Annotated in this window: 21 protein-coding genes and 1 pseudogene; 17 read left to right on the forward strand and 5 right to left on the reverse strand. The window is 51.9% G+C overall.

The window, feature by feature from the left end:
• Positions 1–84 precede the first annotated feature (84 nt).
• The 10 genes from J8X26_RS14495 to J8X26_RS14540 are packed head-to-tail and all read left to right on the forward strand — an operon-like array spanning position 85 to position 7,632.
• The gene (locus tag J8X26_RS14495) at positions 85–1,164 is read left to right on the forward strand and encodes a hypothetical protein (RefSeq protein ID WP_208951220.1); all 1,080 of its coding nucleotides are present in this window, start codon (positions 85–87) and stop codon (positions 1,162–1,164) included.
• Positions 1,161–1,937 (forward strand): phage baseplate protein, encoded by a 777-nt coding sequence (locus J8X26_RS14500; RefSeq protein WP_208951221.1) that lies wholly within the window; start codon positions 1,161–1,163, stop codon positions 1,935–1,937. The genes J8X26_RS14495 and J8X26_RS14500 overlap by 4 nt, the downstream gene beginning before the upstream one ends.
• Complete coding sequence (locus J8X26_RS14505) at positions 1,937–2,263, forward strand: hypothetical protein (RefSeq protein ID WP_208951222.1); 327 nt, start codon at positions 1,937–1,939, stop codon at positions 2,261–2,263. Before J8X26_RS14500 ends, J8X26_RS14505 begins: the two co-directional genes overlap by 1 nt.
• Positions 2,256–3,143 (forward strand): hypothetical protein, encoded by an 888-nt coding sequence (locus J8X26_RS14510; RefSeq protein WP_208951223.1) that lies wholly within the window; start codon positions 2,256–2,258, stop codon positions 3,141–3,143. Before J8X26_RS14505 ends, J8X26_RS14510 begins: the two co-directional genes overlap by 8 nt.
• Positions 3,140–3,886, forward strand: a complete 747-nt coding sequence (locus J8X26_RS14515; protein WP_208951224.1) for a Gp138 family membrane-puncturing spike protein — start codon at positions 3,140–3,142, stop codon at positions 3,884–3,886. The genes J8X26_RS14510 and J8X26_RS14515 overlap by 4 nt, the downstream gene beginning before the upstream one ends.
• Positions 3,883–4,230 (forward strand): hypothetical protein, encoded by a 348-nt coding sequence (locus tag J8X26_RS14520; protein ID WP_208951225.1) that lies wholly within the window; start codon positions 3,883–3,885, stop codon positions 4,228–4,230. The genes J8X26_RS14515 and J8X26_RS14520 overlap by 4 nt, the downstream gene beginning before the upstream one ends.
• Positions 4,230–5,390 (forward strand): baseplate J/gp47 family protein, encoded by a 1,161-nt coding sequence (locus J8X26_RS14525; protein ID WP_208951226.1) that lies wholly within the window; start codon positions 4,230–4,232, stop codon positions 5,388–5,390. The genes J8X26_RS14520 and J8X26_RS14525 overlap by 1 nt, the downstream gene beginning before the upstream one ends.
• On the forward strand, positions 5,387–5,968 hold the full coding sequence (locus tag J8X26_RS14530; protein ID WP_208951227.1) for a DUF2612 domain-containing protein: 582 nt from the start codon (positions 5,387–5,389) through the stop codon (positions 5,966–5,968). Before J8X26_RS14525 ends, J8X26_RS14530 begins: the two co-directional genes overlap by 4 nt.
• A gap of 1 nt (position 5,969) precedes the next feature.
• A complete protein-coding gene (locus J8X26_RS14535; RefSeq protein ID WP_208951228.1) occupies positions 5,970–7,121 on the forward strand; it encodes a hypothetical protein in 1,152 nt (383 codons plus the stop codon).
• A gap of 4 nt (positions 7,122–7,125) precedes the next feature.
• Positions 7,126–7,632, forward strand: coding sequence for a tail fiber assembly protein (locus J8X26_RS14540; RefSeq protein WP_208951229.1), 507 nt, complete (start codon positions 7,126–7,128; stop codon positions 7,630–7,632).
• A 560-nt stretch (positions 7,633–8,192) separates the two neighbouring features.
• Here the strand turns inward: J8X26_RS14540 and J8X26_RS14545 are convergent.
• From J8X26_RS14545 to J8X26_RS14555, 3 genes are read right to left on the reverse strand one after another with little or no spacing between them, the layout of a single operon-like run.
• Entirely contained in the window at positions 8,193–8,519 is a 327-nt protein-coding gene (locus tag J8X26_RS14545; protein ID WP_208951230.1) for a DUF1493 family protein, read from the reverse strand.
• Entirely contained in the window at positions 8,513–8,953 is a 441-nt protein-coding gene (locus J8X26_RS14550) for an STM2901 family protein (RefSeq protein WP_208951231.1), read from the reverse strand. Before J8X26_RS14550 ends, J8X26_RS14545 begins: the two co-directional genes overlap by 7 nt.
• Positions 8,954–8,959: 6 nt before the next feature.
• Positions 8,960–9,445 (reverse strand): Hcp family type VI secretion system effector, encoded by a 486-nt coding sequence (locus J8X26_RS14555; RefSeq protein WP_208951232.1) that lies wholly within the window; start codon positions 9,443–9,445, stop codon positions 8,960–8,962.
• A gap of 140 nt (positions 9,446–9,585) precedes the next feature.
• On the opposite strand from J8X26_RS14555, the gene J8X26_RS14560 reads away from it, so the two are divergent.
• Complete coding sequence (locus tag J8X26_RS14560; RefSeq protein WP_208951233.1) at positions 9,586–9,792, forward strand: DUF2767 family protein; 207 nt, start codon at positions 9,586–9,588, stop codon at positions 9,790–9,792.
• A 156-nt stretch (positions 9,793–9,948) separates the two neighbouring features.
• On the opposite strand, the pseudogene J8X26_RS14565 reads toward J8X26_RS14560, so the two are convergent.
• Positions 9,949–10,320: pseudogene (locus J8X26_RS14565) on the reverse strand (aldo/keto reductase); the annotation flags it as partial.
• Positions 10,321–10,565: 245 nt separating this feature from the next.
• Here J8X26_RS14565 and J8X26_RS14570 point away from each other — a divergent pair.
• From J8X26_RS14570 to J8X26_RS14590, 5 genes are all read left to right on the forward strand, one after another.
• On the forward strand, positions 10,566–10,817 hold the full coding sequence (locus tag J8X26_RS14570) for a sensor histidine kinase (RefSeq protein WP_374101281.1): 252 nt from the start codon (positions 10,566–10,568) through the stop codon (positions 10,815–10,817).
• Between the two features lie 105 nt (positions 10,818–10,922).
• Positions 10,923–11,336, forward strand: a complete 414-nt coding sequence (locus J8X26_RS14575) for a hypothetical protein (RefSeq protein WP_244370579.1) — start codon at positions 10,923–10,925, stop codon at positions 11,334–11,336.
• Between the two features lie 566 nt (positions 11,337–11,902).
• The gene (locus J8X26_RS14580) at positions 11,903–13,288 is read left to right on the forward strand and encodes a diaminobutyrate--2-oxoglutarate transaminase (RefSeq protein ID WP_152323797.1); all 1,386 of its coding nucleotides are present in this window, start codon (positions 11,903–11,905) and stop codon (positions 13,286–13,288) included.
• 18 nt (positions 13,289–13,306) lie between these two features.
• Positions 13,307–14,779 carry an aspartate aminotransferase family protein gene (locus tag J8X26_RS14585; RefSeq protein ID WP_165060193.1) on the forward strand — a complete coding sequence of 491 codons (1,473 nt, stop codon included), beginning with the start codon at positions 13,307–13,309 and terminating at the stop codon, positions 14,777–14,779.
• 167 nt (positions 14,780–14,946) lie between these two features.
• On the forward strand, positions 14,947–15,627 hold the full coding sequence (locus J8X26_RS14590; RefSeq protein ID WP_208951234.1) for an epimerase: 681 nt from the start codon (positions 14,947–14,949) through the stop codon (positions 15,625–15,627).
• On the opposite strand, the gene J8X26_RS14595 is transcribed toward J8X26_RS14590, so the two are convergent.
• Positions 15,610–16,497, reverse strand: coding sequence for an SIS domain-containing protein (locus J8X26_RS14595; protein ID WP_152323800.1), 888 nt, complete (start codon positions 16,495–16,497; stop codon positions 15,610–15,612). The genes J8X26_RS14590 and J8X26_RS14595 overlap by 18 nt on opposite strands.
• Positions 16,498–16,882: 385 nt before the next feature.
• Between J8X26_RS14595 and J8X26_RS14600 the strand changes: the two genes are divergently transcribed.
• Positions 16,883–18,205: a PTS transporter subunit EIIC gene (locus J8X26_RS14600; protein ID WP_244370581.1), complete on the forward strand. Its 1,323-nt coding sequence runs from the start codon at positions 16,883–16,885 to the stop codon at positions 18,203–18,205.
• The last annotated feature ends 54 nt before the right edge of the window (positions 18,206–18,259 follow it).

The following is an 18,259-nucleotide window of genomic DNA, read 5'->3' on the forward strand; positions in this document are numbered from 1 at the left end:
TGTACGGATTACCTGAGGAAGTCGGCGACGAGGGGAGCTTTTATCTAAATCCGATTTATTCAACAAAGCCAACTGGAAGATGAAATGTCGAAACTGGTATCGGACTGGGAGACGTTTTCCAAATCCCCGGACGCCAAAATTACGATGCAGGCCATCAGCAGCATTCTCGCCACTATTGTAAAAGCCGTTGGAGAACTGATCCGCCTCACCGGGAGTGTCGTCGGCTGGTTTGATAAATGGTTGGGGAGTGCAAACAGCATCGCTTTTGTTATCGGATCCATGTTCCTGATTTCAAAATGGGCGGCCATCGTACAGATGGCTATGTCGTTTGGGCGCTACCTCCGGGAAGTGGCGACGGCGATGGAGCTGGTCGCAGCGGGTGAAGAAACGATCACTGCTCTGGGGATCTTGATGGATGCGGTCCTGGCACCGATTGCACTGATACCCATCGCCATTGTAGCCGCTGTGTTTGCTATCGGAACGCTTATCAATCAGTGGGGGAAATTTAAAGACGGTATGTCTACCGGTTTTCTGAAAGATTTTTTCACCACTTTTGATAATGGCATTACCCGCATGATGGCCTGGCTTCGCTACTGGCTGGATTATCTCGATATCGGCACATTAAAAATGCGGGATATGTTATCTAAAGCGCATATGGCTCCGGCGCTGACCGATGATGAGAAAAAAGATCTCGCCAGCAAGCAGGCCGAACATAATGGCGGCGTAGGGGCGTACGTTGACCGCGAAGTTGCTATTAATACGGATAAACGCAACACGCGCCAACGTTTCGCTGACGTGGCGGCCACGATGCACAGGCAACATCCTGACTGGGATAAACAACAGATTGCACAGGGCATTGCTCAGCAGGATCCGCAACTCTGGGCGTCGCGGCTGGTGGCCCGGGATGATGATAATGCCGCTCATGCAGTGGCAACGGGGGCGGGGACAGGGAAAACCTACCAGTCAGGGGCGGCGCTCAACACACCTGCCGCCGCTGCGCCGCAAACGACGGATAACAGCCTGCATGTGCATGTGGATCACGTTTCCGTTACTGCAGATTCTCCGCAAGATTTTGCCCACCAGATGCAACAAGGGCTGGCAAGTGCTAACGCCGGTCTTGCGTCAACAATGGCAAATCAAGGCGCGGGAGGGCGTAAGCCGTGAGTGATACCGCTATAACCACCACCATTGGCACCTTTGTTTTTGACGTTGTAACCGATGAAATGCATCGTTCTGAACTGAAGGTGACCGACAACCCGGTTGAGTCGGGTTCTCAAATTTCCGATCACGCCGTGTTGTTGCCCCGTCCGTTCGAAATCTCCGGAGTGATGGTTGATTTCGACGCGGGCGATACGTTGTTTAACCAGGTGGCGGAGAATAATTACATCCGGGAACCCGATTTTATCGACAGCGTTCCCATCCCCGGTGCACTGAAAGGCATGACTATTCAGGCGGTCAATCTGGCTAACCGGGTGATTGATCATGTCGCGGCGGCGGCGTCCAGTTTGGTTGGTGGCTCTACGGGACAGCGGGCGCTGGCGCAATGGTTGCCGTCGCTGATGAACGTTGACGCAACAGATTTAGCCACCAGCGACCAGCGCGTTGCGGATGCGCTGACGGCGCTGCGCTCGATGCAGCAATCGGCGGTACCGATATCCATCGTGAGCAGTACGGCCAGTTATGAGCAATGCCTCATTCTCGAGGCACAGGTCAATGTCACCAAAGCCGGATCCGCTAAATTTTCGCTCAAGTGCCGGGAAATTTTTATCACAACTTCTCAGAACGCCAGCGGGATTTCGGTCCCGTCTGAGAAAAAAACGCAGGGCCGCACGGCAAAACAGTCGGCGGCGGCGGTCAACAAAGGCGAGGTGCAAACGTCTAAAGTCACGTTAACGGATGACGATTCGCGCGTTTTCAACGAACTGGGGATCCAGTGATGGGCATTCTTTATCAGTTACCGGTCGGATCGGAACCCAATCAGACGATGACCTTCACCGTTGGCTCGACGCATGTCCGGCTCACGCTGTATTACAACCCGGTGCCGACGGGCGGCCAGTGGCATATGGATGTGGAGGATGCCGATACGGAAGCGGTGTACGCCAGAGGTTACGCGCTGGTGGTGGGCGTTCCGCTTTTATACCGTACTCAACTACCGTTCTGGTTCTGGCTTGAGGATACCAGCGGGCTGAATTTAAACCCTTACGGCGGAAACGATCTCGGCGCGCGTTGCCTGCTGTACGTTATGGACAGGAGCGATGAGTAATAATATTCAGCAGTATGGCCGGCAGTATATTCTGACTATCGGCAACGAGAAAGAATCGATTCAAATCACCAATCTCCGCATCACATTTTCGATTACCCATACCCACGATAAAACGCCTAATAAAGCGAAAATTAGCGTCTTCAACCTCAACCCTTCACACCGGGGGCAGATAGCCAGCGGAAACTATAACAAGGTCATTTTGGCGGTGGGCTACGGCACGCTCGCAAACTGTCGTGTGCTATATGCGGGGCAAATCACCAAACCGCTGGTGGTACGCAGTGGGCTCGATTTTATCCAAGAACTGACCTGCGACGACGGCGCGACGGCTTACCGGAATGCGTTTATCAACGTCACGCTATCCGCAGGCAGCACCCATGACGATGTGATCGGCCAGTGCGTGGACACCATGGACGACGTAACGCCCGGCAATGTCGGTTTACCCTCTGATGTAACGCTGACGAGGGGGAAAGTGTGCTACGGGCCGACCCGCGCTGTGCTGGCACAGGTTGCCGATCATCATGGCGCGGACTGGAGCATTCAGAACGGCACGCTGCATATTCTGCACCCGGATTATTGCCTGCCCGGAGAGGGCGCCTTGATCAGTGAAGAAACCGGCATGCTGGGCAGCCCGCGTGCGTCAGATAACGGGCTCGAAGTGTCATGCCTCCTGCGGCCAGAAATTATTGTCGGCTCACTGGTCCGCATCAAATCTATCGTGGCGGATTATGGCGGCGATTACAAAGTCGTGGGGGTGCAATCACAAGGTGATACACACGCGTCGCGCTGGGAATGTCGCATGACGCTGGTTAACGGAAAATTTAAGAAGGCGAAAAAATTGAAGCATAAACGGAAAAAGAAAACTGATGAGGTGACTTCATGACGCAGTACACGCGGGAGAATGCCTCGGTTGACGCCGTGCTCGATGCGGCAAAAAGCGACTTTGGGCAGCAATTGCGGGTGGCGCTCCCGGCCATCGTCACGGCCTTTGATCTAGAAAAACAGACGGTCAGCCTGCAGGTAGCCATTGCGGGGACGGATGCTGATGGTTCTGTGATGAGTTTGCCTCCGCTGGTGGATGTGCCGGTGAAGTTTCCGCGCGGTGGCGGCTTTGCCTTTACGTTCCCCATCCGCGCCGGTGATGAAGGGCTGGCGATCTTTGCCGATCGTTGCATCGATGGCTGGTTTGCCAGCGGACAGGTCAGTCAGGAACCTGAATTCCGTCAGCATGATTTAAGCGACGGATTTTTTCTGCCCGGGGTATCCAGCCTCGCGAAAGCTATCGGTGCATTCAGGAACGACGCCATTGTGATGCGCCAGCTCGACGGTGCCGGTTATGTCTCTATCGATAACGGCAGCAACGTTGAAATCGACGGGGCAAAACTGACGGTGCACTGCGAAGCCGAGTTTATGAAACCGGTCACGATGGATGACACGGCCACCATTCAGGGAGAAACGACCTGCAACGGCGGGCTTTCTGCCTCTGGCGGTGAGGGCGGTACCGCGGCGAATATTTCCGGCGGCGTGACGGTTACTGGCGGTGATGTCACCGTTGACGGCATCGGTACCAAATCACACCACCACATCGACAGCCAGAGCGGTACGACGTCGGAGGCAAAACCATGAGAACGCGCAGACTTGACGCGAACGGTGACTGGACATTCGGGCGCGGTCGGTTGTCGTACGCCACCAAATCCGAAGCGGTCAGGCAGAAAGTGGCCACGCGGCTGAAGAGTTTTAAAAACGACTGGTTTCTCAATCTCGATCACGGCATTGCCTGGCTGGACCGCATGTCGCGGCGGGGGAACCGTCTCAAGCTTGAGTCGGATATTCGCGCCTGCATTCTCAGCACGGACGGCGTGAGCACGCTGGATTCTTTCGTCTCGTCCTTTAACAGTAAATTACGAAAACTCTCCGTTACGGCAAGCTATACCGACATTTACGGGGAATCTAACGAGGTGAGCGTGTAATGGGAAACGTCACATCCACCGGCTACGTGGCCGATAAACTCGATGACATTTTTTCGGGGCTGGTGAGTAAATTCAAAAGCATTTACGGCGATGACATTTTGACGGATGCCGATGATCCGGACGGTCAGATGATTGGCATTTTCGCGCAGATGCGGGCAGATATTGAAGGCGTCATCCTCGCTGTTTATCAGGCCAACGATCCAGACAATGCGACCGGCACCTGGCTCGAGCAAAAGGTGGCGTTTTCAGGCATCAGCCGACGCGGAGCTTCTTATTCCATTTTGCCGGATGTGTTGCTGGCCGGCACAGCGAAAAAAACGCTGCCCGCCGGTGCCATCGTGCGCGACGGGAACGGCGTGCAGTGGATAACGCAGAGCAACGCCACGTTCGGCGCAGACGGCACGGTGAAAACCGATTTCCGGTCTTCTGAATTAGGCCAGTACAGCGTGGATGCAGACACCGAGCTTGATATTGTCACTGTAACCAATGGCTGGACGTCGGCGACCACGACCGTCGTGGCTACGCTGGGCGAGGAAGAAGAAACCGACCCGGAGCTGCTGGCCCGATTTTACAAATCGCGGGCACGTCCGTCGGAAAACTGCATCGATGGCACGGTCAGCGACCTGTACGCACTGCCAGGGGTGACCGACGTTGTTCCGTTGGAAAACCGTACGGCCAAAACGGACGACAACGGCGTAGCGCCTTACAGCGTTAATTATGTGGTGGAAGGGGGCGATAACACCCAGATTGCACAGGCCATTTATGATAACTGGCCGGGTACCGGTCTGCAGGGGGCGGTGAGTGTTGATATCACCCGCTATAGCGGCAACACCATCTCCATTCCCTTCGACCGGCCGACGCCGGTGGATATCACCGCGAAAATCTCAATCGGACGCCGCGCTAATTTCACCTATGTCGATACGCAGTCCGTCATTAATGCCGTCGTGGCGCTGGCGTACAAAACCGGCGCGTCTGTTTATGCCTCAGACGTGACAGAAGCGGTTAATGCTATCAGCGGCGTTTATGTGCGCGAGGTGGCGCTGGCGCGTGATGGTGATACGCCTGCAGACGTGCTGAGCGTTGAAATTGCTCCGCGTGAGAAAGCACGGTTCCTGGCGACTGGCGTGACGGTCACCATCGTTGAGGATGCCAGCTCATGACCAATGGTTATGCCAGCCTTCTGATCGCGCAGTACATGACCAAACCTAAGGCTACGGCAACGATACAGGCGCTGGCCGATGATATGGGCGTATCGTTTACCGGTCTGTTGTCGGTGCCGGACATGCTGGATATCGATAATGCGAAAGGCGTGAATCTGGACATTATCGGGAAAATAGTCGGGCAGGACCGTACACTGAGCGGCGCCATAGAGCGTGAGTTTTTCGCTTTTACGCGCAGCCAAAGCCAGACAAAGGGGTATCAGCATAAAGGGGCGGGCGGTTCGCCCTGGTACCGCCACGGTGATGCGATCGCCAGTTCAGGCGTGCTGAACGATACCGAATTTCGTCAGATGATCCGCGTACGCATCATAAAAAACTTTTCGCGCTGCAACATGGACAGCGTGGAGATGGCCTGCGAACTGCTATTCGGTATCGGCAAGTATGCCGTGGACGTTATCGCCGCCTGCGAGTGGAAAATTACCGTGACCAATGCGTCACAATTTGCGCTGTTCTGCGCACAAACTCTGGATATCCTGCCGCGTGCGTCGGGGGTAAATTACGTTTTTGAGGAGAAATAAAATGGCAGGTAAACGACCTGACGGTAAGGTTTTTGCGTCCGGCGCGTCCGATGGTGAGGTTTTAGACTTCCCGTCTATTGAGCGCGGTTGGGGCGTAACACTCGACGGTAAAGATCCGGACGGGAATAGTGTGACCGATGCGACCGATGGTATTCCCCCGATGGAATGGGACAACTCCCTGCAGCACCGTATTGACAGTAACATTCTCTGGCTGCTGCAAAATGCGTTGCCAGAGTGGGCGGCGGGAACCTGGCCGGTAAAATCTGTGGTGGTGAATAACGATATTGTTTACCGGGCGGTCAAAGAAACCGCCGTTGAGCCCACGGCATCAGCCGGTGACTGGACCGCATTATTTCCTCTGGTTTCACTGGATGGACGGTATTCACAGGTATCGAAAAATCTGGCTGATTTAGACGATAAAAATAAGGCAAAAGAGAATCTTAGTTTGGACAAAGTCGGCAACTATGCCGCCGTGCAGCAGGGGGGTGGCACTGGCATGGAGAGCAATAAGGTTTATGTGGGCTGGGACGGCGAGAAGCTGATTGTTCAGGTGGATTCTACCGCAATGGGCGAGCTGTTTTATGGGGGGCACCCCCCAACGGCAGCACAGACCGGCGCTTATCCTCAGACTGGCGGCAACGTCGGCGGTCATGTCAATGCGACCTATTTAAGCGCAACTCAACAAGCCAATCCGGGGGCGGAAGTTCAAGGCACATTTATCGGCTGGAATGAATCGGGCGGTCAGGGTGAGTCTGATTTCATCAATAACCGGGGTGGTGGCCTGGGCGGCTTTATTTTCCGCATAGTAAATAGTGAAAATACCGCTGAAACTGGGCGTGTGACAATTTCCGGCACTGGTGACCTCAACACCGGCGGCACGCTTTCCGAAGCGGGTCAACGAGTATACAGCCCGGGCAACCCACAGCCTCAGCAAGACCTCAGCGGGTACGCAACAACTAACTGGGTCTATCAGAACTTTATCACCGGCATGCAGATTGGTGCGCGAGTTACCGTCTCGGGTGCAGATAGCTCGGTAGTACCCCAAGGGGCGGTGGGCATCGCATCAATGACAGTTAACGATGACCGCGTTAATCAGATTGTGTATGCCTATCCGATGTATGCAGTAAACGGAAATTGGGTTAATGCAGGATAATAAAATGAAATTATTAGGTAAGTTTTCGCGTTATACACCGGATTCACCGGACGGCAATATTAACTATTTGCGCAATGAAGACGGTACGGACTGGTACACGATTTCCTGGGATAAAGAGCGGATAGCCAAAAGTGTTTATGCTGGCACTGACGATACGGGAAAAATCATTGTCGTAGCTGAAAATGGGGCGCTACTGTTCCCTGTGGATATGACGGTTTGGGAAATTGACAAGGACGAAGCCCCGGAGAACATTGTCACAGAGGGCTATAACGCCAGCATTGTGAATGGCAAATATACCGTCGATTATGTCTCCATTGCTGAAAGTAAACGCGCAGCATTACTTTCGGACGCCAATGCAAAAATCAGTAACTGGAAAGCAGAGCTGATGCTGGAAACAATATCTGACGATGACAAGGCCAGCCTGCAAGTGTGGCTAACCTGTATCAAGGTACTTAAGGCATTAGACTTATCGACAGCGCCCGATATTGAATGGCCGGGAGTGCCTCAATAAAAAAAGAACCCGCCCATCGGGAAGGAAGGCGGGTTTAAACATGTCGCACGTATTAGCTTGTAATAAGCCTGTAAAATAAGACGTATTCTCGTCATGGATAATGATAATTGGAATATGGTAAACGGTATTTAAACGCAAATGAGAAGTAGTTTCAGTAAGTAAGTGAGTAAGGGAAAAGAACCCACCAGCTAGATTAGACAGGGATATGTTAGCTGGCGGGGAGGTGCTTGAGCACCAATGTTGTTTCAGGCAAGAAACACAACATGAACTTTCAGCTCATATTGCAGGCGCATAATATCGTCTGAAAGATAAATAAATATACAACAAAAATGTTTCGCAAAGTCCCATGTAAATTTAACGTTAAATAAAAAGAGTGCGCTTCTTATCGCTCTGTAGCGCGGGGACTAAAAATCCCTTTTTCTAGCGCGGCCCATTCACCTGAATTTTCATTCAGGCCCAGATTACATCAATGATTTCACCAGCCACGCAGATTGCTGCGAACCAGGCTATGGCGGCTAATATCATTAGCGTTTTTTTAAACTTCATCGAGTATCTCTTGTTTACTCATAGAGCCACCGTCCCGCTCGTGCAGATTCAGCCAGCATTCTGAGTGTCAGCGGCTCGGGAGCAGGATAATCACCCCGTAGTGGTTTCGGTACAAGGAATTGCGGCAACATGGGCTTTTCGTTCGGCCAGTATTTGAGGAAGTTAAATGTCGCCATATCAACCTTGTAGGTTTTAACGTAGCTTTCTATAATTTCCTCGCCAGTTTCCCACACCAAAACATAACGCCCAGTGGTTAGGCTGGTATCAATCATGACAGGCCATTTGCCTTTCTTATTCCACCTTGCGTTAAACCACGCTATTACATCTTCATCGCTCACCATAAGCGGTCGCTCTCTTTCGCTATAGTGTTGTAACGACTGGTACTTTTCCAGACGATCTGAGTGATGTCGCTTGCAAGGATAACCACACCAATAAATGGTATCCAGCGGCCAACAAATGCACCGAGATTAGTCACATAAGAGAATTTAAGGCGTCTGATACTGCCAGTGGTTAGCGTAGGCCATAGGTTAACCTCTTGCTTTAGCCATTGCCGCAAGTAGAAGCTGAGCGGCGACGTGCCTTTGGTTGCACCTATCGGTTTGGTGCGAGTAGACATAATCGGCTGGCCTAGAATAAACATTGCAAGCCCAGCCAGGTCTGACACACCTAATTGCTTGCCAGCTTCATCAAGAAACACCCAAAAATACAACTCCCCCGCACCGATGTTTGATAGCCCGTTGAAGTAATAACCGCTGACCTGTTCGGTAGTATCCATTCTAAGTCACCCCGTTACGCGCTCATTCCACGCATCACTATACTGAATGTTCCCATCCAGGTATTTCCATGTGATTTTCTGATAACGAAGCTGGATAGCTTCTTTGTGACCGACATTGATGACGGTTTTGGTGTCGTGCATCATCGGGACGACGGAGACAATTTTTACGCCTTCAAGGAACATGTTGAAATACTCGACTTCCTGACCCGCGTCATTGATCCGGTACCACTTCAATTCAGCTGATTCCAACGTCTGGCCGGTTGCAACGGCTTTGTAAAGGTAAGGGGAAGAAGAATCAAAATCCTTTTCGACCTGCATCGCGCCGTGTTGGCGTGTGCCGGTCAATTTTCCATTTCCGTTGTCGGTAGGAATGCTGAGGGAGTGATTGAACGATGTTATTTCAATTGAGTGCTCGCGATCTTTGACGTCTACTGAACCCTTGATAAGTGCGCCGCCGTCATCTTTAAGCCATAAATATGCTGGTATTGCCATTTTTCAAATCTCCTTATTTTTGAAAGTCCGGCGAATTTTAGAACAATACCAATTTGTTTTATATGGTTAATTTGAGTTAAGTTTGTTTTCCGTGCAGGTACGATATGGGAATGAAGCTCAAATTTTAAAAGGAGAAAACGATGGCAGATTCAGATCCAGTTTTTGATGAAGCGTGCAGAATGGTCGGTGAGTGCTGTTTGATGCTGGCGCAGAACGGCGAAGAAATCAGCAGGGGGCAGGTGGCGTTTCAGTTGGAGAGGCTGCAGGAGCAATATGAGAAGTTAACCGGCGAAACGCATCTATCTATTGAATTGGCGATCGAACAGCTTAAGGGAAAGTGGGGGTGATCTTTACGGGAAATTTGTTCGAAAAGCTTTCTGCAAAACGTTTTTTGAGTACATTGAAATCAATGGGTTAGAAGGTGAGATTTTGTCGGTTAATTTTGTCGATAATTGCTAATTAATTCATATTTTTCATGTCCTTAGATCGTTGTGTTCTTCCTACTGATAAAGCAGGTCGATGACGTCCGTCTTCAGGCGTTTCAGCGAGCCTTCCACCGCAACGCGAATGTGTTCCGGGCGGCTGTTGAGGTTTTGCTGTTTGTTATCGTCGCCAAAGGTGAAACCAAATTTCGTGGCGATCACGACTTTATCGCGCACCGGTGCCAGCGCTTCGCCGACCACTTCTTCGTTGAGGTACGGGCCGTAAACTTCGGCGGTGTCAAAGAAGGTCACGCCGCGTTCGACCGCGGCGCGGATAAGTTCAATGGCCTGACGGGTTTCGGTTGCGGCGCCGTAACCAAAACTCAGCCCCATGCAGCCTAAACCGAGAGACGAAACTTCGAGGCCAGATTTGCCCAGTAAGCGTTTGTGCATGTGATTTTCCTCAGTATTGACGTGATATGTTCAGTGTCCGTGGGATCTGCGATCCGTTGTGTGGAGATTCATCCTGTAATCCCAAAATCCTGTGATTTCAGGATGAGTGACAACGAAAGCGTAACGTGGACTGAATCATAGTCGCTGAAGGTTCATCGGATTAGAGGGGGCAATCCGCATACCTTTATGAACTGAGTTCATTAATCGGAGAGAGCCTGCGGAAACATTACAAAGTTGTCATTTTTCTGGCGGCTTTCTGTAGGGGCGCGCAGTTTGTCTGGCTGAGTATCGAAGATACGGGCGAGGGAATCTCTGCGGAACATCTGCCGCTGATTTTTGACCGTTTCTACCGGATCGACGCTTCGCGCAGCCTGACTGAAAACACCGGCCTCGGGCTGGCGATTGTGAAGACCATTGCGGAATTGCACGGTGGCCGAATTGTCGTCGGAAGCGAACCGGACAAAGGCAGCCGTTTTACGCTGGTTCTGCCGAAATAATCATCCTGCGCTGAACTCCCGATAAATAAAATTCAGCGTTCCCGATGAGACAGGCTATCTTTCTTAAGGTTTTTAGATGATTAGCCAGAAGGATAAAGGGAGCACATGACCAAAATTTTATCGCCCCCGGCGCAGGCGCTGATGATGTCGTTGCTGACGGGGCAGGCGGTTCACTGGCAAAGTGCGTGGACGCCGCCTCCTTATACCGTGCAGGCCTGGCGGGGGATCAGTTCCGTGATGTTCTCAAAAATACTCGAACCGGTCTGGTGGTGCTGCCGTTGTCCGGATCCGGTGGTGACGGTCAGGCGTAACAGCGTCTACTGGCTGGCGCATCTGGTACAGGAACCCGGCCCGGCGGCGGAGAAACTGTGGATTGATGCGGTAAAAGCGCGCTATCAGATGCAGACCAACATTACGCTCGGCCATGAAGCCGACGCCTTTCTGGTGCAGGTTTTTCATGATTACGTCGCGCTGTATGACCTTTACCGCAAAGGAAAAGATAAGGCGAAAAATAGCTAGCAATAATGCGGATCCGTTTAGGAAATCGCGTTTCCGTTATTCGCCGATATAATAAAAGTCCGAATTACTTCATTAATAACCCGCCGTTATATCGGTGTAATATATTTCAAAATTTATATTCGGCTAATATTCAGCCATTTACTGCCCGCAAGGTTATTATCTGCGGCCGCCTTATATCCGGCAGGCTATAATAACAATGTTCTTTTTGGGATCTGCTATCCGGCCTTCGCGCCGGTGCGAAGTCACGGCCAGCGCGGGGCGATGCGATGTCACTTAAGGGCAATTTTGTTCCCGTGGTATCACGCGTTTACCCGTTGTTTACCTGACAGGAAGTGCTTTTTAGTGCTTTATTAATGACCGTGTAACGGAGTTAAGTCAGCACGATCGTTCACTAAATCAGCAACATATTGATTCTGTTAAAAAAGAATAAACAATTCTATACAAAATAAATTATTGAGGTACAGAGTAAAAAGCCATATATTGGCCGCGTTTTTCTCATGGTACTTACCTTTTAAATACATTTATTCAATTGCAGCGTTTCCATAACCTGCGGTTGTAGGAGAGATATGATGACGGATAAAGTCCGTATTGACAGTTTAGGTGCGAATTCATTAAACGGAAACAATGAAACCTATTTGGCGAGACAAGCTGAATTTGAATCGAATGTCAGGAGCTACCCGCGCAAGTTGCCGTTAGCAATTGCGAAGGCCAATGGCGTGTGGATCACCGATGTTGAGAATAATCAATATCTTGATTGCCTTGCCGGTGCCGGTACGCTGGCTCTTGGACATAATCATCCGGACGTGCTGCAAAGCATCCAAAATGTCATTACCAGCGGCTTGCCGTTACATACACTGGATCTGACAACCCCGTTGAAAGATCAGTTCTCAGAATATCTGCTTTCTTTACTGCCGCAACAGGGCAAAGAGTATTGCCTGCAATTCACCGGCCCGTCCGGTGCGGATGCGGTAGAAGCGGCCATGAAACTGGCTAAAAAAGTCACCGGTCGCTCTGGCATCATCAGCTTCTCCGGCGGTTATCACGGTATGACACACGCCACGCTGGCGGTGACCGGTAACCTGTCTCCGAAAGAAGCGGTAAACGGCATGATGCCGGAAGTGCAGTTCATGCCTTACCCGCACCAGTACCGCTGCCCGCTGGGCATTGGCGGTGAAGCCGGCGTTAAAGCATTAACTTATTACTTCGAAAACCTGATCAACGACGTGGAAAGCGGCGTTCGCAAACCTGCGGCCGTTATTCTGGAAGCCGTTCAGGGCGAAGGCGGCGTGAACCCGGCTCCGGCTGAGTGGTTGCAGCGCATCCGTAAAGTGACTCAGGAACACGGCATCCTGCTGATCCTCGACGAAGTTCAGGCTGGTTTCTGCCGTACCGGCAAACAGTTCGCCTTCGAACACGCGGGTATCGAGCCGGACATCATTGTGATGTCTAAAGCGGTCGGCGGCGGTTTGCCACTGGCGGTTCTGGGTATCAAGAAACAGTTTGACGCCTGGGCACCGGGTCACCACACCGGTACATTCCGTGGTAACCAGCTGGCAATGGCTACCGGTCTGACGACGCTGAAAATCTTGAAAGAAGAAAAGATTGCAGAAAAAGTCGCCGCGCAGGGTGAATGGCTGAAAGGCAAACTGGCTGACCTGCAAAAACGTTATCCGGTGATCGGTAATGTGCGTGGTCTGGGCCTGATGATTGGTATCGAGATCGTTAAACCGAACGAAGCGCAGGATCACATGGGTTGCTACCCGGCTGATGGCGATTTGTCTGCGCTGTTGCAGAAAAAATGCTTCGGTGCTGGCCTGATCCTGGAACGTGGTGGCCGTAATGGCTGCGTGCTGCGCCTGTTGCCTTCCCTGCTGATCACGAACGATGAGCTGGGTATTTTCCTCGATAAGTTTGAGCAGGCGCTGCTGGCGGCTGGCATCAAACCTGTCTGAGCGGAGTAAGAGATTCTGATGTCCGAGTTAAACCCGATTCTGGCAGGCTCAGCGCAAAGCACTGAAGCCTACCAGCAGGCCATTGCACAGAGCAGTGAAGCTGTTGTGCAGTGGCTGCAACAACCTGAGATGTATCAGGGGAAAACCGTTGCACAACTGCGTGAGCGTATTACGCTGGATTTCAATCCTCAGGGCCTGGGCAACCAGGCTGCGATTGAACGTGCGATTGAATATTTCCTGAAAGACAGCCTGTCGGTGCATCACCCGCAGTGTGTGGCGCATCTGCATTGCCCGAGTCTGGTGATCAGCCAGGCCGCGGAAGTGCTGATTAACGCCACTAACCAGAGCATGGACTCCTGGGACCAAAGCCCGTCAGCGACCATCATCGAGATGAAGCTGATTGAATGGCTGCGGACTCAGGTCGGTTACCAGGCTGGCGATGCGGGCGTGTTCACCAGCGGCGGCACCCAGAGCAATCTGATGGGGCTGATGCTGGCGCGTGACGCGTTCTTCGCCCGTCAGGGACACTCCATCCAGCAGGATGGTCTGACCGGTAACCTGCGTAAAATTAAAGTGTTATGTTCTGAAAACGCGCACTTCTCCGTGCAGAAAAACATGGCATTGCTGGGCCTCGGCTATCAGTCTGTAACACTCGTCAAAACCGATGAATTCGCCCGTATGGATTTCAACGATTTACGCGAGAAAGTGGCACAGGCTCAGGCCAACGGCGAGCAGATCCTGGCGATAGTCGCAACAGCCGGTACCACCGACGCCGGTGCTATCGACCCGCTGCGTAAAATTGCTGAACTGGCCGCGGAGCACCAGATTTGGGTGCACGTTGACGCGGCGTGGGGCGGTGCCTTGTTGCTGTCTGAAAAATATCGTCATTATCTGGACGGTATTGAACGGGTGGATTCCATTACGCTGGACTTCCACAAACAGTTCTTCCAGACCATCAGCTGCGGCGCGTTCCTGCTTAAAGAAGAGCGTCACTACGAGCTGATGCGCTATCAGGCGGCTTACCTGAACTCTGAGTTCGACGAAGCGGCTGGCGTGCCAAATCTGGTGTCTAAATCGCTGCAAACCACCCGCCGTTTCGATGCGCTGAAACTGTGGATGGGCCTGGAAGCGTTGGGTCAGAAACAGTACGCCGAAATCATCGATCACGGTGTCACACTGGCACAAGACGTGGCGCAGTTCGTGATGTCCGAAGCGTCGCTCGAACTGGTGATGAAGCCACAGCTGGCCAGCGTTCTGTTCCGTTATCGTCCACAGCAGCTGGCGACCGCCAGCGACGCGGCTATCGCGCTGCTGAACCAGAAAATCGGTGATGCGTTGCTGGAATCCGGTCGTGCCAACGTGGGCGTGACCGAGCATAACGGCGTGACCTGCCTGAAACTGACGTTGCTGAACCCGACCGTAACGCTGGAGGATGTCAAAGTCCTGCTGGCGCTGGTTGAGAAAACGGCACAGCAACTGCTGAACGCGTAAGTCTGGTTCGGTAAAGAACGCAGTAAAAAGCCGGTAACACTTTCAGGTGTTACCGGCTTTTTTATGCCTGACACACAATTTTCCAGGACACGAAAAACCACCTGAAAGCCCGGCGTTCCCCTCTATAATCCATTCACTGAACGAATTTTAAAACGATGAGGCATTCAATGGATATCTTGATTTATGGCGCGACAGGCATGGTCGGTCAGGGCGTTTTGCTTGAATGTCTCAGGGCGGATGACGTGAAGTCGGTGACGGTGGTTGTGCGTTCGCCGCTGGCGGAAAGTCACCCGAAGCTCAGGCAGATTGTTACCGCCGATCTTCTCAGCCCTTTCACAACGAATGAAATGAGCCAGTATACGGCATGCTTTTTTTGTCTCGGCGTCAGTTCGGCGGGCATGACCGAAGCACAGTACAGCAAAATTACGTATGATCTGACGCTGGACGTGGCCTCAAAGCTGTATCAGGTAAACCCGGCGATGGCGTTCATCTATGTTTCCGGTGCAGGAACGGACAGCTCGGAGCAGGGCAAAAGTATGTGGGCGCGGGTGAAAGGGAAAACCGAAAATGCCCTTCTGGCAAAAGGCTTTGCCTCTGCGTGGATGTTCCGGCCTGGCATGATCCAGCCGCTGAACGGCGCGCGTTCCAAAACAACCCGTTACCGGGTTCTTTATCAGATCTTATCGCCGGTATTACCGCTGCTGAAACGTCTGTTTCCCCGCGCCATTCTGACGACGGAAGACATCGGGAAAGCAATGTTAAATCTGGTCCGTTATGGCAATCAAAAAGCCATTCTGGAAACGGAAGATATCGGCAGAATGGCGCATTCTTCACTTCGCCGCATGTAACGGGCTGACCACGTCGATTCCGCGCGACAGTTTTTCTTTATTGCCCTGATAATCTTCCAGAAGAATGGCGATAAAGAGGCTGTCCAGCAGGTTCAGTTGTACGATCCTCGCCACCGCATTTTGCCCCAGTAGCGGGCCACTCATTGCCGGGCTGAAAATAGATAAATCAGAACATTGAGAAAGCGGGGAGCCGTTGTCATTGGTGATACAGATGAGTTTTGCTTTGTTCGCGATGGCGGTATGAGCGGCGTTGAGCATCTCACGCGTTTCGCCGGACTGCGAGATGGCGATGACCACATCTTTTTCGTCAAGCTGGCTGGCGGCCATCAGCATCAGGTGGAAATCACTGTAGGCGTGGCTGATGATCCCGATACGCAGCAATTTATGTTCGAAGTCCATGCCGACGGAGGCCGAACCGCCGACACCAAAAATGATCACCCGTCGCGCCTGAAAAATAAGCCGCGCGGCTTTGCCGATGGTGGCCGCGTCAGCCACCGAACGCGCTTCTTTCAGCACCTGAATGCTGTTCGAAAACACCTTATCCAGCACGTTATCCAGGCTGTCATGCTCAGTGATTTCCTCTTCCCGCTCATACGGCAGCGACTCAAAATAGCTGATTAGCGCCGTGCGCATTTCCCGAAAACCGGAAAACCCGACTTTTTTCGCCACCTTCACCAGCAGCGGTTCAGAGACCTCCAGCGCCGCGGCCACTTCACGCAGACTGGTTTCCTGGCTGATATTGCCTTTGATAATGAGCCATTCGACGATCCTGCGTTCGGTAGGGTTGAGCTGGGAAAGGGACATTTTGATCCGTGCCCCTATCGCAAGAGCACTGTCCGATTCCTGCACTACACCCTCATTTTTGGCCATTTCTCATACCGTCTCTGCACTGATTAGGAAGCGTAAAGGTTAACACAAGGGATCAACCTGTTGAATACGGACGTCAAACTAAACGGCGTAACATTCACATTACGATAAATTAATGTGAATAAAATGCGTCTTCCTCTCAGCAATGTCTTTAGCGCATCCAATGATTCAGCTACTTCACTTACGCCCGCCATTCTGACGCTTTCAGTAAATTCACATTAACTTTTAAAATTGTGAAGTCGATCTTTTAAAACGATTGCAATTGCGATAACTTCACATTGATAATGATTGTTGTGAAGTTATCGCGAAGGCATCAAAAACGGGCTCTCCGATCCAATGCCCTTTCTGATGAAAAAAAACTGTTCCCCTACATGAACAAGAGAATCCTATGAAATCGACATTGTTCGGCATCCTTCAGCGTATCGGGCGCTCTTTTATGCTCCCGATCGCCTTGTTGCCTGTGGCCGGGTTATTACTGGGCATCGGTGCATCATTCACTAACCAGACAACCATTCACTCTTACGGCCTGGAATCTGTGCTGGGAAATGGCACAGTACTTCACGCTTTGCTCACGGTTATGAAAAGTGCAGGCAGCGTGGTCTTTTCCAATCTGCCGGTAATGTTCGCCATCGGCGTCGCAATGGGCATGGCGAAAAAAGAAAAAGAAGTGGCCGCTATTTCCGGTGCGATTGGATTTTTCATTATGCACGCCACCATTAATGCCATGCTGGACATCAACGGATTACTGACGCCCGGCGCGTTGCCGGACGGCGCTCTCGGCATGACGCTGGGGATTAATTCGCTGCAAATGGGCGTTTTCGGCGGTGTGATCACCGGCCTTGGGGTTGCCGCGTTGCATAACCGTTTTTACCGGATAGAACTGCCCGCAACGTTTTCATTTTTCGGCGGTACGCGGTTCATTCCTATCATTTCGGCCATCACTTATCTGTTTGTCGGGATCCTGATGTTTTACATCTGGCCGACCATCCAGAACGGGATTTTGCACCTCGGCGGACTGGTTAACAGCGCGGGCTATGCGGGAACGTTTATCTACGGCGTGATTGAACGGGCGCTGATCCCTTTCGGTTTGCACCATGTTTTCTACATGCCGTTCTGGCAAACCGGTCTCGGTGGCACGGAAGTGATCGACAGCGTGACGGTTTCCGGTGCGCAGAATATCTTCTTTGCTGAACTGGCCAGCCCAAATACCAAAGAGTTCTCGGTCGAAGCGACGCGGTTTATGGCGGGTAAATTCCCGTTCTATCTGTTCGGTATTCCCGGCGCGGCGCTGGCGATTTATCACACCGCGCGTCCGGAAAAACGCCGGTTGGTATTAGGTTTACTGTTATCCGCGACCCTGACCGCCGTTCTGACGGGTATCACGGAGCCGATTGAATTCTCGTTCCTGTTCGCCGCGCCATTGTTATACGTGCTGCACTGCCTTCTGGCCGGATTGTCATTCATGCTTTGCCACATCTTTAATGTCGGCGTCGGCCAGACGTTTTCCGGCAGCTTAATTGATTTTATTCTCTTTGGTGTTTTGCAGGGGAATACGAAGAGTCACTGGATAAACGCTATTCTCATCGGGATCCCGCTGTTCCCCATTTATTATTTCAGTTTCCGCTTCATGATTACGCGATTTAATTTCAAAACGCCGGGACGCGAAGACGATAACGAAGAAACTAAACTTTATACCGGCTTTGTTGAATAAATCGAACTTTTGGCCGTAATCAGGATCAGATCACCACATTCCCGATCCTGTAGC

Source organism: Rahnella sp. ChDrAdgB13 (assembly GCF_017655185.1).
In the GTDB taxonomy this organism is placed as follows: Bacteria; Pseudomonadota; Gammaproteobacteria; order Enterobacterales; family Enterobacteriaceae; genus Rahnella; species Rahnella contaminans.

Bases quoted from the DNA above. Each gene is read 5' to 3' on its own strand.
- J8X26_RS14495 (WP_208951220.1), top strand. From the start codon at position 85: ATGTCGAAACTGGTATCGGACTGGGAGACGTTTTCCAAATCCCCGGAC.
- J8X26_RS14505 (WP_208951222.1), top strand. From the start codon at position 1,937: ATGGGCATTCTTTATCAGTTACCGGTCGGATCGGAACCCAATCAGACG.
- J8X26_RS14510 (WP_208951223.1), top strand. From the start codon at position 2,256: ATGAGTAATAATATTCAGCAGTATGGCCGGCAGTATATTCTGACTATC.
- J8X26_RS14515 (WP_208951224.1), top strand. From the start codon at position 3,140: ATGACGCAGTACACGCGGGAGAATGCCTCGGTTGACGCCGTGCTCGAT.
- J8X26_RS14520 (WP_208951225.1), top strand. From the start codon at position 3,883: ATGAGAACGCGCAGACTTGACGCGAACGGTGACTGGACATTCGGGCGC.
- J8X26_RS14525 (WP_208951226.1), top strand. From the start codon at position 4,230: ATGGGAAACGTCACATCCACCGGCTACGTGGCCGATAAACTCGATGAC.
- J8X26_RS14530 (WP_208951227.1), top strand. From the start codon at position 5,387: ATGACCAATGGTTATGCCAGCCTTCTGATCGCGCAGTACATGACCAAA.
- J8X26_RS14535 (WP_208951228.1), top strand. From the start codon at position 5,970: ATGGCAGGTAAACGACCTGACGGTAAGGTTTTTGCGTCCGGCGCGTCC.
- J8X26_RS14540 (WP_208951229.1), top strand. From the start codon at position 7,126: ATGAAATTATTAGGTAAGTTTTCGCGTTATACACCGGATTCACCGGAC.
- J8X26_RS14545 (WP_208951230.1), bottom strand. From the start codon at position 8,519: ATGGTGAGCGATGAAGATGTAATAGCGTGGTTTAACGCAAGGTGGAAT.
- J8X26_RS14550 (WP_208951231.1), bottom strand. From the start codon at position 8,953: ATGGATACTACCGAACAGGTCAGCGGTTATTACTTCAACGGGCTATCA.
- J8X26_RS14555 (WP_208951232.1), bottom strand. From the start codon at position 9,445: ATGGCAATACCAGCATATTTATGGCTTAAAGATGACGGCGGCGCACTT.
- J8X26_RS14560 (WP_208951233.1), top strand. From the start codon at position 9,586: ATGGCAGATTCAGATCCAGTTTTTGATGAAGCGTGCAGAATGGTCGGT.
- J8X26_RS14575 (WP_244370579.1), top strand. From the start codon at position 10,923: ATGACCAAAATTTTATCGCCCCCGGCGCAGGCGCTGATGATGTCGTTG.
- J8X26_RS14580 (WP_152323797.1), top strand. From the start codon at position 11,903: ATGATGACGGATAAAGTCCGTATTGACAGTTTAGGTGCGAATTCATTA.
- J8X26_RS14585 (WP_165060193.1), top strand. From the start codon at position 13,307: ATGTCCGAGTTAAACCCGATTCTGGCAGGCTCAGCGCAAAGCACTGAA.
- J8X26_RS14590 (WP_208951234.1), top strand. From the start codon at position 14,947: ATGGATATCTTGATTTATGGCGCGACAGGCATGGTCGGTCAGGGCGTT.
- J8X26_RS14595 (WP_152323800.1), bottom strand. From the start codon at position 16,497: ATGGCCAAAAATGAGGGTGTAGTGCAGGAATCGGACAGTGCTCTTGCG.
- J8X26_RS14600 (WP_244370581.1), top strand. From the start codon at position 16,883: ATGAAATCGACATTGTTCGGCATCCTTCAGCGTATCGGGCGCTCTTTT.